This window comes from Halomonas sp. JS92-SW72, assembly GCF_003547075.1.
GTDB classification, from domain to species: domain Bacteria; phylum Pseudomonadota; class Gammaproteobacteria; order Pseudomonadales; family Halomonadaceae; genus Halomonas; species Halomonas alkalicola.
Window position 1 is genome coordinate 938631 of sequence record NZ_CP032147.1, and the last position, 14655, is coordinate 953285.

Below are 14655 nucleotides of genomic sequence, written 5' to 3' on the forward strand. Positions count from 1 at the left end.
GGCCGCGGTGCGACGCGTAGAATAGGGCCTTCCATTCCGCCACTCGACGGTCGTCATGTCAGACTCACGCGCCCTGCTCGACCAGGCCGCCCAGCAGTGCCAAGTGCGCGGCGTGCGCTTCACTCCGATCCGGCGACGGGTGCTGGAGATGATCGCCGAGGCCCCCGGCGGCCTCAAGGCCTATGATCTGCTCGACCGCCTGGCCGAGGAGCATGCCTCTGCCCGCCCGCCCACCGTCTACCGCGCCCTGGAATTCCTGATCGACCAGGGCCTGGTGCACCGCATCGAATCGCTCAACGCCTACGTGGCCTGCCCCTGCCCGGAGCACACCCATGGCTTCCAGCTGCTGATCTGTCGGCTCTGCGGGCGGGTCGAGGAGCTGCACCTTGATGACGTCAATGCCCAGCTCTCGCAGCGTGCCCGTGACCTGGGCTTCCGCGTGGAGCGCCAGACCATCGAACTGCTCGGCCACTGCGAGGCGTGCCACGCCGCGCCCTGAGCCGGCCACCCTGCCCCTTTCCACCACTGCCTGCCGGACCGACCATGAGCGAACCCTTCAAGGCCCTCGAACGGGCTCCCCGCGACAGCCGCTACCCCCTGGCCGAGATCCTCGATGCCGCACGCTTCAATGCCGACGGACTGATGCCCGCCATCGCCCAGCAGCATGACTCCGGTGAGGTGCTGATGATGGCCTGGATGAATCGTGAGGCGCTGGAGGAGACCCTGCGCACCGGCCGGGTCTGCTACTGGTCTCGCTCGCGAGGGAAACTGTGGCGCAAGGGCGAGAGCTCCGGCCAGCAGCAGCACCTGAAGAGCGCCGCCCTGGACTGCGACGGCGATACCCTGCTGCTGCAGGTGGAGCAGACCGGTCCGGCCTGCCACACCGGCAGGCGCAGCTGCTTCTATGTGGCCCTGGAGAACAACGAGGCGCGCATCACTGCGGAACCGCTGATCGATCCCGACACCCTCTACGGCAGCGGCAAGGGATAGCGATGCCCTGCCTCGCCGCCTGGCTGGCCCGTCTGCTGCGCGCCCTGCGCAGGGGCATGGCCTGGCTGATGATCGCTCTGGTGAGGGTCTACCAGGTCACCCTGAGTCCGCTGCTGGGGCCGCGCTGTCGCTACTGGCCGAGCTGCTCCCACTACACGGTGGAGGCGATCCAGGTGCACGGCCCCCTCAGGGGAGGCGTCATGGCGGCGCGGCGCATCGTGCGCTGCCACCCCGGCTGCGAGGGTGGCATCGACCCGGTACCGGGCGGGCCCAGCGAACGACTGTGCCGCGAGGACCCTGAGCTGGATGAGCACTTCCGGCCCCGGGACTCCGCGGATCCGGCGCGGGAGCAGAAGAAGGCGGAGTGAGTCCCCTACCTGGCTAGCCAGCCCGGTGTCAGGCCGCCTCCTGCTCGGCCACCTCGTAGATGCGCTTGAGCATGGCGTGCAGGCCGTTGCTGCGGGTCGGCGAGAGGTGCTTGTCGAGGCCCAGGTCCGCAAGGAAGTGCGGGCTGGTGTCACGGATCTCGGCGGCGGGCCGGTCGCTGTAGATGCGCATCAGCACGGCGATCAGCCCGGAGACGATGGCCGCATCGGAGATGGCGTCGAAGTGGATCCGCTCGCCGTCGCGCTCATGGCGCATCCAGACGTTGGACTGGCACCCCTGGATCTTCAGCTCGTCGGTCTTCCACGCCTCGGGAAAGTCCGGCAGCGCCTTGCCCATGTCGATGATGTACTGGTAGCGATCCATCCAGTTGTCGAACATCTCGAACTCTTCCAGCAGCGCCTGCTGTGCCTGCTCGGTGGTGGCTTCGGTCGTCATGGGGGCTCCTTGGTCATTTTCGCGCTGATTATACCGGCTGGTTGCTGCCCTCGTCCGCCCCTGCGGCCAGGCGATGGGCCGACTGCTGGCGGTGCCAGGCCTCGTCCTCGGCGTGGAGGTAGCGCGCCGTGGTGTCGAGCCTCGAATGGCGTGCGGTGGCGGCCAGGTACCGCAGCTCCACCCCGGCCTGGGCCTGATGGGTCAGCGCGGTGTGGCGCAGCCAATGGGGAGTGGCGGCGCGCAGCCGCATGGCCCATGGCCTGCCCTCCTCCCCCTGTTCAGTCTCCAGCGCCTCGGCGGCCTCGCCGAACGCCTCGCGGATAAGCCGATAAAGCCGGTTGTCGCCGAGGCCGCGCCGGCCGTCCAGGGCGCGCAGCACCGGCGTGGCGTCGTCCGGCAGCGGTTCGGCGGCGAGCCCCAGCGTTCGGCGCCACTCGGTGAGCAGTGCGACCATGTCGGGCGGCACCGGAATGGTCGCCGTCTTGTCGCCCTTGCCCGTCACCCGCCACCACCACCGTCCCTCGCGGCGATGGAAGTCCCCCATGCGGGCCGCGCTCATCTCGCCGATCCGCGGGGCCAGCAGGTAGGCGAAGCCGAACACCAGGCGGCGACGCTGCCACTCGTAGCGCCGCCTGGGCGAAGCGCCCTCCTCCACTGGCCGACCCAGCCAGGCCCAGAACCATGCCCACAGCGGGCGCTCCAGGTAGCGCTCGATGCCCCCCTGGCGGTTGTCGAGCCGCCGGCGCTTGTCGCGCATCAACCGGAAGGGGTTGTGGGCCACCCAGCCGGCCTCGGCCAGCCAGGCACACATGCCCTGCAGGATCACCAGGGACTGGCGCCGGCTGGCGGAGGCCAGCGGCCCGCGAAAGGGCCGCCAGTCATCGGCGTGGCGCGGCCTGGGCGGCCCGACCCAGCGCTCCCGCGGGCGCGGGTCGGCCAGGAAGGCCTCGAAGGCGTCCAGATGGTCTCGCCGCACCTCCCCAAGGCCGAGCCCCTGCTCCGCCAACCACAGCAACAGCCGCTCGGCCTCGCGGCGGTAGGCGCGCTGCGTGCGAGGGCTCGCGCGGTACTCGGCAAGCCACAGCCCCACCGCCTCGGCATCGCTGTGCGCATTGATATGGGCGCTGCGCCCGGGGGGCGCGGCGGGAAGTAGCTCTCCTGACGGCGCGGGCAGGAGCTCGCTGCTCGTCTCGTCACGGGTCTGGCGATCCACCCCTTTCCCCTTCTGCTTGCCCTTGCGCCTTAGTATCCCGCCTCCACGCATATAAAAGCAAGATAAGCCGCGTAATCTTGCTTTTACTGTCAATTTCATATCGTAAATTACGTATTACGTAGTATGTAATTATCTTCCCTTTCGCCCTGCCACGGGCTATGCTGCGCCCCATCAGCGCTTGCGGCCGCGCCCCGATCGCGAGGTGGCCCGCAGGCGGGAGCAGAGCAAGGAGAGGCGATATGGCACGCACCGGCGTGCAGTACGAGGATGTGCAGCGGGCGATCGATGACCTGCTGGCGCGGGGCGAGGCCCCCAGCGTGCAGAAGGTGCGCGAGGTGCTGGGCACCGGCAGCTTCACCACCATCAGCGACCACCTGCGCGAGTGGCGACAGCGGCGCGAGGAGAACCGCGACGTACCGCCGCCCCGCGGCATGCCTGCGGCCCTGCAGGAGCTGGCGGAGGCGCTATGGCACAGGGCCCAGGAGAGTGCGAACGAGGCCCTTGCCCACTACCGGGAGGAGGCAGACCGTCGCATCGCGGCGGCCGACGAGGCGGTGGCCGAGGCGCGCCGCCAGGCCGAGGACGCCGAGCAGCGGGAATCGGCCCTGGCGGCCCACCTGGCCAGCACCGAGCAGCGCCTGGAGGAGCGCAGCACGGCCCTGGCCCGCAGCGAGGCGCAGCGGGAACAGCTCATCGAGAAGGCTCACCGCCTGGAGAGCCGCCACGCCGAGCTTGAGGGGCTGCTCGAGCGGATCCGCGGCGAGATGGCCCAGCAGGGCCGGGAGCACCAGCAGGCCATGGAGGCCCTGGAAGCGGCGCAGCGCGAGCGCCTGGCCAGGGAGGAGCAGCGCCACGAGAGCGCCGAGGCGCGGCTGATGGGGCTGCTGGACGAGGCGCGCCAGGAACGCCTGGCCGGCGAGAAGGCCGCCGCGGATCGGGAGAAGCAGGTCGCGGTCCGCCTGGAGCGCCTGGAGCAGCAGCTGCAGGAGGCCCGCGGGCGCCTGACCGAGGAGGAAAAGCAACACCGGGAGACCGACTGGGCGCGCCGCCAGGCCGAGACCCGGGCCGAGACCCGCCAGCACGAGCAGGCCCTGCAGCAGGCGCGCATCGACGAGCAAAAGCGCCTGCTGGAAGAGCAGGCCCGCCGCCTGCGCGACCTGGAGCAGCAGCTCCACCGCTGCCTGTGGCAGACCCCGTCGACGCCTGACGGCGAGGAGGCCGACAACGACGAAGGCCCCGCGACGGCGGAGCCTTCAGAGAAATAACCGAGGGCGGGCGCCTGCCCGCCCGGCCTGCCTAGGCTTTGCCTGAAACGTCGGCGAGCGAAGGTCAGACAAGGCAAAAATCAGCGAAAAGACGGAGTTTGCGGGGTGTAAATGAGTACTTTGAGCTGATTTTTAACGCCGTATGGTCGAGCGCAGCCAGTTTTCGGGCAGAGCCTAGCGGTAGTAGGCGTTGGTGGTGTCGGTATGGTCGGTCACGTCGCGGATGCCGGCCAGCTCCGGAATGCGCTCCATGAGGGTCTTTTCGACGCCCTCCTTGAGGGTCAGGTCCACCGCGGCGCAGCCCTGGCAGCCGCCGCCGAAGGCCAGCACCGCCACCTGCTCCTCGGTGAGCTCGATCAGCTTGATCTCGCCGCCGTGGGCGGCAAGGCCGGGGTTGATCTCGCTGTAGAGGATGTAGTTGATGCGATCCTCCAGCGGACTGTCGGCGTTGACCTTGGGCATCTTGGCGTTGGGCGCCTTGATGGTCAGCTGACCGCCCATGCGATCCTTGTTGAAGTCGACCACCGCCTCCTCGAGAAACGGCAGGCTGTTCTTGTCCAGGTAGACCGCGAGTTTCGGCAGCTCGAGACGCTCGTCCGTCGGCTCCTCCTCACCGGGGCGGCAGTAGGCCAGGCAGGTCTCGGCATAGGGGGTGCCGGGCTGCGTGATGAAGATGCGCACGGCGATGCCCTCGACGTTCTGCTTCTCGAGCAGCTCGGCAAGGTAGTCCTGGGCACTGTCGGTGATCTGGATCGGGTTGCTCATGGTGTTCTCGCTGGTCGGGCTGCGGCCTGGTGCGTTCCCTCGGCAGGCCGCGCGTCGGGGATTGACTGTCTCCCATGGTAAGACAGCGGGCCGGAACTGACAATCCCGAGTGAATTGGTGGGTCTTTGCGCAACGGCCTGCCTTTGGGCGCGCCTTTTGGTAACATGGGCCGCCATCCCTGGCCGCCCCTGACTGACACCGCCGGCTCTACCGGAGCGCTGCAGCAGGCAGAAGACGCCCCGAGGCGTCCGTGCGGCCCTGCCCCTGGATGCGACTTTCGCTGGAGACAAGACCTGCCCATGGCCGCCCTTCCCACCGCTCAGACCGCTTCCCTCATCGACAGCCTCAACGAGCGCATCCTCATGCTCGATGGCGGCATGGGCACCATGCTGCAGAATGCCGGCCTGTCCGAAGCCGATTTCCGCGGCGAGCGCTTCATCGACTGGCCCTCCGACCTCAAGGGCAACAACGACCTGCTGGTGCTCACCTGCCCGGAGCTGGTCGCGCGCATCCATCGCGAGTACCTCGAAGCCGGTGCCGACATCGTCGAGACCAACACCTTCAACAGCACCCGGCTCTCCCAGGCGGACTACGGCATGGAAGCGCTGGTGGTCGAGCTCAACCGCGAGGCGGCCCGCCTGGCGCGTCAGGCGTGTGACGCCGTGGCCGCCGAGACCGGCGTGCCCCGCTACGTGGCCGGGGTGCTGGGCCCCACCTCGCGCACCGCCTCGCTCTCGCCGGACGTCAACGACCCGGCCAAGCGCAACGTCACCTTCGACGCCCTGCGCGAGAATTACTACGAGGCGGCCGAGGCGCTGATCGAGGGCGGCAGCGACCTGATCATGATCGAGACCATCTTCGACACGCTCAACGCCAAGGCGGCGATCTACGCCCTGGAGGAGCTGTTCGAGGATCGCGGGCAGCGCCTGCCGGTGATGATCTCCGGCACCATCACCGATGCGTCCGGCCGCACCCTCTCCGGCCAGACCACCGAGGCCTTCTGGAACTCGGTGCGCCATGCCCGCCCCCTTAGCGTCGGCCTCAACTGCGCGCTGGGGGCCGCAGAGCTGCGCCCCTATGTGGAGGAGCTCTCCACCAAGGCGGACACCTTCGTCTCCGCCCACCCCAACGCCGGCTTGCCCAACGAGTTCGGCGAGTACGACCAGACCCCCGAGGAGATGGCGGCCATCGTCGCCGAATTCGCCCAGAGCGGCCTGGTCAATATCATCGGCGGCTGCTGCGGCTCGACGCCCGAGCATATTGCGGCCATCCACCGGGCCATCGCGGGACTCGCGCCGCGCCGGGTGCCCCAGATCCCCAGGGCCTGTCGCCTCTCGGGCCTCGAGCCCTTCAACATCGCCGCGGACTCGCTGTTCGTCAACGTCGGTGAGCGCACCAACGTCACCGGCTCGGCGCGCTTCAAGCGACTGATCGTGGAGGAGGACTTCACCACCGCCCTGGAGGTGGCCCTTGAGCAGGTCGAGAACGGCGCCCAGGTGATCGACATCAACATGGACGAGGGCATGCTCGAGTCCCAGGAGGCCATGGTGCGCTTCCTGAACCTGATCGCCGGCGAGCCCGACATCGCCCGGGTGCCGATCATGATCGACTCCTCCAAGTGGGAGATCATCGAGGCGGGCCTGAAGTGCGTGCAGGGCAAGGCGGTGGTCAACTCGATCTCCATGAAGGAGGGCGAGGAGGCCTTCCGTGAGCAGGCCACCATCTGCCGCCGCCACGGCGCTGCCGTGGTGGTGATGGCCTTCGACGAGACCGGCCAGGCCGACACCTTCGCGCGAAAGACCGAGATCTGCCAGCGGGCCTATCGCATCCTGGTGGACGAACTCGACTTTCCGCCGGAAGACATCATCTTCGACCCCAACATCTTCGCCATCGCCACCGGCATCGAGGAGCACGACAACTACGCCGTGGACTTCATCGATGCCACCCGCTGGATCCGCGAGCACCTGCCCCACGCCATGGTCTCCGGGGGGGTCTCCAACGTCTCCTTCTCCTTCCGCGGCAACAACCCGGTGCGCGAGGCGATCCACTCGGTGTTCCTCTACCACGCCATCCGCGCCGGACTCACCATGGGCATCGTCAACGCCGGCCAGCTGGCGGTCTACGACGACCTGCCGCAGGAGCTGCGCGAGGCGGTCGAGGACGTGGTGCTCAACCGCCGCCCCGACGGCACCGAGCGCCTGGTGGATCTCGCCGACAAGTACAAGGGCGATGGCTCGGGCCCGGCTCGCAAGGAGGACCTCGAGTGGCGCTCCTGGCCGGTGAACAAGCGCATCGAGCATGCTCTGGTCAAGGGCGTCACCGCCTACATCGAAGAGGACACCGAGCAGGCGCGCCAAGAGGCGGCGCGCCCCATCGAGGTGATTGAGGGGCCGCTGATGGACGGCATGAACGTGGTCGGAGACCTGTTCGGCGCCGGCAAGATGTTCCTGCCCCAGGTGGTCAAGTCGGCCCGGGTGATGAAGCAGGCGGTGGCCTACCTGATTCCCTACATCGAGGCGGAGAAGCGCGAGCTGGCCCAGGGCGACAGCCAGGCCAAGGGCAAGATCGTCATGGCCACGGTCAAGGGCGACGTCCACGACATCGGCAAGAACATCGTCGGCGTGGTGCTCCAGTGCAACAACTACGAGGTGATCGACCTCGGCGTGATGGTGCCGGCGGAGAAGATCCTGCAGACCGCCAGGGAGGTAAATGCCGACATCATCGGCCTCTCCGGGCTGATCACCCCGTCGCTTGACGAGATGGTGCACGTGGCCAAGGAAATGCAGCGCCAGGGCTTCAGCCTGCCGCTGCTGATCGGCGGCGCCACCACTTCCAAGGCCCACACCGCGGTCAAGATCGAGCCCGGCTACGAGCACCCGGTGGTCTATGTGCCCGATGCCTCCCGCGCCGTGGGCGTGGCCGGCAAGCTGCTCTCTCCCGGCCTCAAGGAGGCCTATGTCGCCGAGATCCGCAGCGAGTACGAGCAGGTCCGCGAGCGCAACGCCAAGCGTCGCCCCAAGGCCGCCGATCTCGGCTATGCCGAGGCCCGCGCGCGCAAGTTCGTCATCGACTGGACCAGCTACACTCCGCCCCGTCCGGCCGTCACCGGCCTCACGGTGTTCGAGGAGTACGATCTCGCGGAGCTGGTCGAGCGCATCGACTGGACCCCCTTCTTCATGAGCTGGCAGCTGGCCGGCAAGTACCCGAAGATCCTCGACGATGCGGTGGTGGGCGAGGCCGCGCGCAATCTGTTCCGCGATGCCCAGGCGATGCTCGCCCGGCTGATCGACGAGAAGCTGGTGCAGGCCCGCGGGGTGATCGGCCTCTGGCCGGCCAACAGCGTCGACGATGACGTCATCGAGGTCTACGCCGACGAGTCGCGTCAGGTGGTGATCGAGCGGCTCCACCATATCCGCCAGCAGACCACCAAGAATCGCGACGGGGTCTGCTACAGCCTGGCCGACTTCATCGCCCCGAAGGAGAGCGGCAAGCCCGACTGGATCGGTGGCTTCGCGGTCACCGCCGGGCATGGCGTGGAGGAGCTCGCCGAGCGCTACAAGGCCGCCGGTGACGACTACAACGCCATCATGGTCCAGGCGCTCACCGACCGCCTGGCCGAGGCCTTCGCCGAGCGCCTCCACGAGCGGGTGCGCAAGGAGATCTGGGGCTATGTGCCGGAGGAGACGCTGGACAACGAGGCGCTGATCGCCGAGAAGTACCAGGGCATACGCCCCGCCCCCGGCTACCCGGCTTGCCCGGACCACACCGAGAAGGCGACCCTCTTCCGGCTGCTCGACGCCGAGGCCAACAGCGGCCTTACGCTCACCGAGAGCTACGCCATGTGGCCCGCCGCTGCGGTGGCCGGCTGGTACTTCTCGCATCCCCAGTCGAAGTACTTCTCCACCGGCAAGATCACCCGCGACCAAGTCGAGGCGCTGGCCGAGCGCAAGGGCATGGCCCTGGACGAGATGGAGCGCTGGCTCTCGCCGGTGCTCTCCTACGACCCGGCCTGATCGGTCGCCAGCCGCCCAGGGGCTCGCTTTGCGGGCCCTGACTCGACGGACCCCCATGCTGCCCAAGCCCACTCGCCGCCAGACAATCCTGCGCCTCGCCCTGCCGATCATCGCCGGCATGCTCTCCCAGAGCCTGATCAACCTGATCGACGCCGCCATGGTGGGGTCGCTGGGCGAGGTGCCCCTGGCCGGCGTCGGCATCGGCGGCTATGCCATGTTCCTGATCACCGCCCTGGTGTTCGGCCTCTCCTCCGGCGTCCAGGCCCAGACCGCCCGGCGCCACGGTGAGGAGGCCTGGGAGCGGCGCGCGGTGCCGCTCAATGCGGGGCTGGTGATCGCGGTCGTCGCATCGCTGCCGATCACGCTGCTCTGCCTGTGGCAGGCGCCGCGGCTGCTGGCGCTGATCAACCAGGACCCGGCGGTCAACGCCGTGGCGGTCGAGTATTTCCGCTGGCGGGTGGTGTCGCTTACCGCCGTGGCGATGATCTTCTGCTTTCGCGGTTACTGGAACGGCATCCAGCAGACCGGCATCTACCTGCGCATCATCCTCGTGATGCATGCCGTCAACGTGGCGGCGAGCCTGGCGCTGATCTTCGGGTACTTGGGCCTGCCGGCCATGGGGGCCGCCGGCGCCGGGGCCGGCACCAGCCTGTCACTGTTCCTGGGGCTGGCCATCTGGGCGGTTCTCAGCACGCGCCATGCCAGGGGCAGCGGTTTCCTCGCCGGCCTGCCGCGGCGCTTCACCTTCGCGACCACTCTGCGCCTGGCGACCCCTCACTCCTTCCAGCAGCTGTGGTTCGCCGCCGGCTATGCGGTGCTGTTCTGGATCCTCGGCCAGATCGATACCCGCAGCGTAGCCGTGGGCCATGTGCTGGTGAACCTCTCGCTGCTGCTGATCCTGCCCGGAGTGGGGCTCGGCATGGCTGCCATGAGCCTGGTGGGCCAGGCGCTGGGCCGCGAGGCCCATGGCGATGCCCATCGCTGGGGCTGGGAGGTGGTGCACCTGGCCTGGCTGTGCCTCGCGGCCCTCGCGCTGCCCATGGCCCTGTTTCCCGAGGTAGTGCTCGGGCTCTTCCTGCATGACCCGGCGCTGGTGGCCCTGGGCCGGCTCCCCCTGCAGCTCACCGCGCTGATGATCGTGCTGGACGCCGCCGCCCTGGTGCTGGCCCAGGCGCTGCTCGGCGCCGGCGCCAATCGCACCGTGATGACCACGACCCTCGGCCTGCAGTGGCTGGTGTTCCTGCCGCTGGCGTGGTGGATCGGCGTGGTCCTCGAGCAGGGCCTGCTCGGCATCTGGTGGGCACAGCTCGGCTATCGCTGCCTCAACTCCGCCTGGTTCGCGGTCATCTGGCAGCGCCGTCGCTGGCAGCGCCTCAGGGTGTGACGGGCCGCCCCTGCTGCGGCCCGGTAATTACTTTTCGCATAAAAACTATAAGCATTTATTCTTTCCAAGTATAACGCGGGGCGCGTATGGTGCACCTTCAGGCTCCGCCACCCTTCACTGCAGCAGGAACGGCTGAATGTACCGCTACGACACCCACGACCAGACCCTCGTCAATGAACGCGTTGCCCAGTTCCGCGACCAGATGGAGCGCTATCTGGCCGGCCGCCTCAGCGAGGAGGAGTTCCTTCCGCTGCGCGTGCAGAATGGGCTCTATGTCCAGCGTCACGCCCCCATGCTGCGCATCGCCATCCCCTACGGGATGCTGGCCTCCCACCAGCTGCGCAAGCTCGGCGATCTGGCCCGCGACTATGATCGCGGCTATGGCCATTTCACCACCCGCACCAACCTGCAGCTGAACTGGCCGAAGCTTGAGACGGTACCGGACATGCTGGCGGAGTTGGCCAGCGTGCAGATGCATGCGATCCAGACCAGCGGCAACGACATTCGCAACACCACCACCGACCAGTTCGCCGGGGTGGCCGAGGACGAGGAGGTTGATCCGCGCCCCTGGTGCGAGCTGATTCGCCAGTGGTCGACCTTCCATCCCGAGTTCGCCTACCTGCCGCGCAAGTTCAAGATCGCCGTCACCGGTGCCGCGGAGGATCGCGCGGCCATCCAGGTCCACGACGTGGGCCTGCGCCTGTGGCGCGACGACAGCGGCGAGGTGCGCGTCAGGGTGCTGGCCGGTGGGGGCCTGGGCCGCACGCCGATGATCGGGGACGTAGTGCGCGAGGACCTCCCCTGGCGTCACCTGCTGACCTACCTCGAGGCGCTGGTGCGGGTCTACAACCAGTTCGGTCGCCGCGACAACAAGTTCAAGGCGCGCATCAAGATCCTGGTCAAGGCGCTGGGCATCGAGGAGTTCCGCCGCCGTGTGGATGCCGAGTGGGCCCATCTCAAGGATGGCCCCCAGACCCTGACCCGGGAGACCGTCGAGGCGGTTGCCGGCCACTTCGTCGACCCGGAACGCCGCCCGGTCAGCGCCGAGGCCATCGAGGCTTTCCAGCGGCTGCGCGGCGAGAATCGTGCCTTCGCCCGCTTCGTGACCAACAACGTCACCGGCCACAAGGTGCCCGGCTACAAGGCGGTGACCCTGTCGCTCAAGCGAGCCGGTCAATCCCCAGGCGACGTGACCGCCGAGCAGATGCACCAGATCGCCGATCTTGCCGACGAGTACAGCTTCGGTGAGCTGCGGGTCACCCACGAGCAGAACCTGGTGCTCTCCGACGTGCCGGTGGATCGCCTCCACGAGCTGTGGCAGCGCCTGGATGCCCTGGGCCTGGCCAACCCCACCGTGGGCACCCTGGCCGACCTGATCTGCTGCCCGGGGGGCGACTACTGCGCCCTGGCCAATGCCAAGTCGATCCCGGTGGCTCAGGCGATCCAGGAACGCTTCGATGACCTCGACTTCCTCTATGACCTGGGCCCGCTGGAGCTGAACATCTCGGGCTGCATGAACGCCTGTGGCCACCACCATGTGGGGCACATCGGCATCCTCGGCGTCGACAAGAAGGGCGAGGAGTGGTACCAGATCTCGCTCGGCGGCGCCCAGGGCAACGCCACCTCGCTGGGCAAGATCCTCGGTCCCTCCTTCAGCCGCGAAAGCGTTCCCGAGGTGATCGACAAGCTGCTCAAGGTCTACGTCGGCGAGCGCAGTGACGGCGAGACCTTCCTCGACACCTACCGCCGTATCGGCCTCAAACCCTTCAAGGAGCGGGTCTATGCCTGATCAAGCCCCCAACGCACGCCCCGAGTCACGCCCCTACCTGTTTCGCGGCCAGCCCGCCGCGGACGCCTGGACCCTGGTTCGCGAGGGCGAGGCGCCGGCCGGTGCCGCCGCCATCGTGCCCCTCGCCGACTGGCTCGAGGCCGCACCGAGCGCCACCCTGGCCCCCTGGCTCCCGGCCGACACCGAGTTGACCGACGCCCTGGCCGAGCGGTTGGCCGAGGCGCCGCTGATCGCCGTGGACTTCCCGAAGTTCACCGACGGGCGCGGCTACAGCCTGGCGCGGCTGCTGCGCGAGCGCCACGGCTTTGGCGGCGAGATCCGTGCGGTGGGCGACGTGCTGGTGGATCAGCTCTATTTCATGACGCGCTGCGGGTTCGATGGCCTCTCGCTGCGCGAGGACCAGTGGCTGGAGGATGCCCAGCGCGCCCTGGGCGCCTTCAGCCGCGCCTACCAACCGGCCGTGGACCAGCCGGAGCCGCTGTTCCGCCGCCGCGAGCGGGAGTGGGCCCAGGCCCGCGAAGAGGCGGCTGCCTTCGCCTGACCATCATCAGGGCCTGTCGCCAGCAAGGGCTTGCTCACGCTTGAGGCGGGGCGCCGGGGGCAGGCCTGAAGGGGGTCTTTTTCCAGGGGTGAGGAGCATTGCTCCGAACGGGCTGGCCAAGGATGGCCAGCACCGGCCCTGCAAGCGGAGCAGGATGCGAGAGCGCCGCAGGGAAAAAGTAGCGTACAGGGAGGTATTCACAGCGCCCCCGTACAGGCCTGTCGCCGGGAAAGCCCCGCAATCACCAACCTCACCTACATTACCCGCTTACCCCCTTCGCTTCTGCTGCCGCTCGCGGTTGGCCGCCTTCGCCCGCTCGCTCTTGCGCAGCATCACCCAGGTAGCGCCGAGGCCGCCGTCCGATGGCTGGGCGGAGACATAGGCCTGCACCTCCGGAAACTGCAGCAGCCACTTGGCCAGGTAGGAGCGCAGCACGTTGGCCGGGCTGTCGATCGCCTGGCCGCGGCCGTGGACGATCAGCACCGAGCGCAGGTCGTGGGCGAAGGCCTCGTGGATGAAGGGCGGCAGCGCTCGCCGGCACTCTTCCAGCGGGCGACGCAGCAGGTGCAGGCGCGCCTGGTCCGCGTAGCCGCCATGGCGCAGGCGGTCCACCACCCCCTGCTGGATGCCGTCGCGCCGGTACTCGAGGGGGTCGAAGGGAGGCACCAGGTCGACGAAATCATCGGAGAGAAAGCCATGGCCTGCTGGCGCAGCGGCGGCGCTTTCCCGCCTGGCCAGCTGTGCCTCGCTGGGCGCGCGACGCGTGCGGCCGGGGTCGGCGCGATTGAGGTCCCGGGAGAGTGGGCGTACGTCACCCATCAAGGCCTGGAAGTCGAGGTCATAACACGCCTGCCGGGTCATGGGGCACCTCACGTTCGTCATGGGGAGGCTCCATCCTAGCAGAGCGCTCGGCCCGGCTTAAGCCGCCCGATGACGAACACCGGACAACGCCCTCGCGGCATGGCAGGATGGGACGCTCCCCTCCCGGAAGGAGCCCCATGCGACGCCTACACCTGCTGCTCGCCACCCTGCTCGGCCTGCCCCTTGCCCTCGCCGGCTGGCTCTGGCTCACCATGCTCAGCCCCTTCACCTACGACCGCCCCGACCACCTGCCTCCCATCGAGGCGGGGCCTCACGAGGTCTTCGTCTATGGCACCCTGCGCTCGGGGCTGGTGCGCTGGATCGTCACCGGCCGCGCCGGCGAGTCACGACCGGCCACGCTCGAGGACTTCCGCCGCAGCGCCCTCGACCTGGAGGAGGCCCCCGGCGAGCGCGTCGAGGGCGAGGTGATCACGGTGAGCGCCGAGGAGCTCGCCCGGCTCGATCGCTACGAGCGCCTCGGCCTGCGCTACGAACGGGTGCGCCTCACCCTGGCCGACGGCAGCGACGCCTGGGTCTACCGGCGCCTGCCCGAGGAGGCCCTCGACGGGGCTCGGTTGTGAGCGCCCCACGCCGCCGAATACAATGGCCGCTGCCCCGGGCCGGTCCCGGCGGCGAACCGCCCTCGACAAGGAGTCGACATGACCGCCATCACCCTCCTCCACAATCCGCGCTGCTCGAAGTCCCGCCAGGCGCTGGCCCTGCTCGAGGAGCGCGGCGTGCCGGTGGAGGTACGCCGTTACCTGGAGGCGCCGCTCGACGCCGACGAGCTGCGCGCGCTGATCGCCCGCCTCGACGGCGACCACTCGGCCCTGATCCGCACCAAGGAGCCCGAGTGGAAAGCCCTGGATGCCGATGCCAGCGACGTCGAGCAGGTGATCTCGGCGATCGTCGCCCATCCGCGGCTCATGGAGCGCCCCATCGCCGACGACGGCCGGCGCGCCGTGATCGGCCGCCCGCCCGAAGACATTCTTCGTCTGCTCGCGTGACCCCT

At 68.7% G+C, this 14655-nt stretch carries 14 protein-coding genes; 10 read left to right on the forward strand and 4 right to left on the reverse strand.

What is annotated here, in order from left to right:
- The first annotated feature begins 55 nt into the window (after nucleotides 1-55).
- The 3 genes from D1793_RS04415 to yidD are packed head-to-tail and all read left to right on the forward strand — an operon-like array spanning nucleotide 56 to nucleotide 1358.
- A complete protein-coding gene (locus D1793_RS04415) occupies nucleotides 56-499 on the forward strand; it encodes a transcriptional repressor (protein WP_119021065.1) in 444 nt (147 codons plus the stop codon).
- Between the two features lie 44 nt (nucleotides 500-543).
- Nucleotides 544-990, forward strand: coding sequence for a phosphoribosyl-AMP cyclohydrolase (hisI, locus tag D1793_RS04420; protein ID WP_119021066.1), 447 nt, complete (start codon nucleotides 544-546; stop codon nucleotides 988-990).
- Nucleotides 991-992: 2 nt separating this feature from the next.
- Complete coding sequence (gene yidD / locus D1793_RS04425; protein ID WP_119021067.1) at nucleotides 993-1358, forward strand: membrane protein insertion efficiency factor YidD; 366 nt, start codon at nucleotides 993-995, stop codon at nucleotides 1356-1358.
- A gap of 28 nt (nucleotides 1359-1386) precedes the next feature.
- On the opposite strand, the gene D1793_RS04430 is transcribed toward yidD, so the two are convergent.
- The gene (locus D1793_RS04430) at nucleotides 1387-1812 is read right to left on the reverse strand and encodes a SufE family protein (RefSeq protein ID WP_119021068.1); all 426 of its coding nucleotides are present in this window, start codon (nucleotides 1810-1812) and stop codon (nucleotides 1387-1389) included.
- Between the two features lie 28 nt (nucleotides 1813-1840).
- Nucleotides 1841-2986 (reverse strand): site-specific integrase, encoded by a 1146-nt coding sequence (locus D1793_RS04435; RefSeq protein ID WP_240407817.1) that lies wholly within the window; start codon nucleotides 2984-2986, stop codon nucleotides 1841-1843.
- Between the two features lie 278 nt (nucleotides 2987-3264).
- Here D1793_RS04435 and D1793_RS04440 point away from each other — a divergent pair, with 278 nt between their 5' ends.
- Nucleotides 3265-4290 carry a DNA-binding protein gene (locus D1793_RS04440; protein WP_119021070.1) on the forward strand — a complete coding sequence of 342 codons (1026 nt, stop codon included), beginning with the start codon at nucleotides 3265-3267 and terminating at the stop codon, nucleotides 4288-4290.
- Between the two features lie 174 nt (nucleotides 4291-4464).
- Here D1793_RS04440 and nfuA read toward each other — a convergent pair whose 3' ends face one another.
- Nucleotides 4465-5055 carry a Fe-S biogenesis protein NfuA gene (nfuA, locus tag D1793_RS04445; protein WP_110068711.1) on the reverse strand — a complete coding sequence of 197 codons (591 nt, stop codon included), beginning with the start codon at nucleotides 5053-5055 and terminating at the stop codon, nucleotides 4465-4467.
- A 299-nt stretch (nucleotides 5056-5354) separates the two neighbouring features.
- Here nfuA and metH point away from each other — a divergent pair, with 299 nt between their 5' ends.
- From metH to D1793_RS04465, 4 genes are all read left to right on the forward strand, one after another.
- Nucleotides 5355-9068: a methionine synthase gene (gene metH / locus D1793_RS04450; RefSeq protein WP_119021071.1), complete on the forward strand. Its 3714-nt coding sequence runs from the start codon at nucleotides 5355-5357 to the stop codon at nucleotides 9066-9068.
- A 55-nt stretch (nucleotides 9069-9123) separates the two neighbouring features.
- Nucleotides 9124-10452, forward strand: a complete 1329-nt coding sequence (locus D1793_RS04455) for an MATE family efflux transporter (protein WP_119021072.1) — start codon at nucleotides 9124-9126, stop codon at nucleotides 10450-10452.
- 136 nt (nucleotides 10453-10588) lie between these two features.
- Nucleotides 10589-12241 (forward strand): nitrite/sulfite reductase, encoded by a 1653-nt coding sequence (locus tag D1793_RS04460; protein WP_119021073.1) that lies wholly within the window; start codon nucleotides 10589-10591, stop codon nucleotides 12239-12241.
- Nucleotides 12234-12782, forward strand: a complete 549-nt coding sequence (locus D1793_RS04465) for a DUF934 domain-containing protein (protein ID WP_110068715.1) — start codon at nucleotides 12234-12236, stop codon at nucleotides 12780-12782. Before D1793_RS04460 ends, D1793_RS04465 begins: the two co-directional genes overlap by 8 nt.
- Before the next feature lie 267 nt (nucleotides 12783-13049).
- Here the strand turns inward: D1793_RS04465 and smrA are convergent, their stop codons facing one another.
- Nucleotides 13050-13643: a DNA endonuclease SmrA gene (gene smrA, locus D1793_RS04470; protein ID WP_110068716.1), complete on the reverse strand. Its 594-nt coding sequence runs from the start codon at nucleotides 13641-13643 to the stop codon at nucleotides 13050-13052.
- A gap of 137 nt (nucleotides 13644-13780) precedes the next feature.
- Here smrA and D1793_RS04475 point away from each other — a divergent pair, with 137 nt between their 5' ends.
- Together D1793_RS04475 and arsC are read left to right on the forward strand one after the other, a co-directional pair.
- Nucleotides 13781-14224, forward strand: a complete 444-nt coding sequence (locus D1793_RS04475; RefSeq protein ID WP_119021074.1) for a gamma-glutamylcyclotransferase family protein — start codon at nucleotides 13781-13783, stop codon at nucleotides 14222-14224.
- A gap of 78 nt (nucleotides 14225-14302) precedes the next feature.
- Entirely contained in the window at nucleotides 14303-14650 is a 348-nt protein-coding gene (gene arsC, locus D1793_RS04480; RefSeq protein ID WP_119021075.1) for an arsenate reductase (glutaredoxin), read from the forward strand.
- The last annotated feature ends 5 nt before the right edge of the window (nucleotides 14651-14655 follow it).

What these genes read in the sequence shown, in the direction of transcription:
- yidD (WP_119021067.1), top strand. Translation starts at nt 993, where the DNA reads ATGCCCTGCCTCGCCGCCTGGCTGGCCCGTCTGCTGCGCGCCCTGCGC.
- D1793_RS04460 (WP_119021073.1), top strand. Translation starts at nt 10,589, where the DNA reads ATGTACCGCTACGACACCCACGACCAGACCCTCGTCAATGAACGCGTT.
- D1793_RS04440 (WP_119021070.1), top strand. Translation starts at nt 3,265, where the DNA reads ATGGCACGCACCGGCGTGCAGTACGAGGATGTGCAGCGGGCGATCGAT.
- D1793_RS04455 (WP_119021072.1), top strand. Translation starts at nt 9,124, where the DNA reads ATGCTGCCCAAGCCCACTCGCCGCCAGACAATCCTGCGCCTCGCCCTG.
- arsC (WP_119021075.1), top strand. Translation starts at nt 14,303, where the DNA reads ATGACCGCCATCACCCTCCTCCACAATCCGCGCTGCTCGAAGTCCCGC.
- nfuA (WP_110068711.1), bottom strand. Translation starts at nt 5,055, where the DNA reads ATGAGCAACCCGATCCAGATCACCGACAGTGCCCAGGACTACCTTGCC.
- D1793_RS04475 (WP_119021074.1), top strand. Translation starts at nt 13,781, where the DNA reads ATGCGACGCCTACACCTGCTGCTCGCCACCCTGCTCGGCCTGCCCCTT.
- D1793_RS04430 (WP_119021068.1), bottom strand. Translation starts at nt 1,812, where the DNA reads ATGACGACCGAAGCCACCACCGAGCAGGCACAGCAGGCGCTGCTGGAA.
- hisI (WP_119021066.1), top strand. Translation starts at nt 544, where the DNA reads ATGAGCGAACCCTTCAAGGCCCTCGAACGGGCTCCCCGCGACAGCCGC.
- D1793_RS04415 (WP_119021065.1), top strand. Translation starts at nt 56, where the DNA reads ATGTCAGACTCACGCGCCCTGCTCGACCAGGCCGCCCAGCAGTGCCAA.
- metH (WP_119021071.1), top strand. Translation starts at nt 5,355, where the DNA reads ATGGCCGCCCTTCCCACCGCTCAGACCGCTTCCCTCATCGACAGCCTC.
- smrA (WP_110068716.1), bottom strand. Translation starts at nt 13,643, where the DNA reads ATGACCCGGCAGGCGTGTTATGACCTCGACTTCCAGGCCTTGATGGGT.
- D1793_RS04465 (WP_110068715.1), top strand. Translation starts at nt 12,234, where the DNA reads ATGCCTGATCAAGCCCCCAACGCACGCCCCGAGTCACGCCCCTACCTG.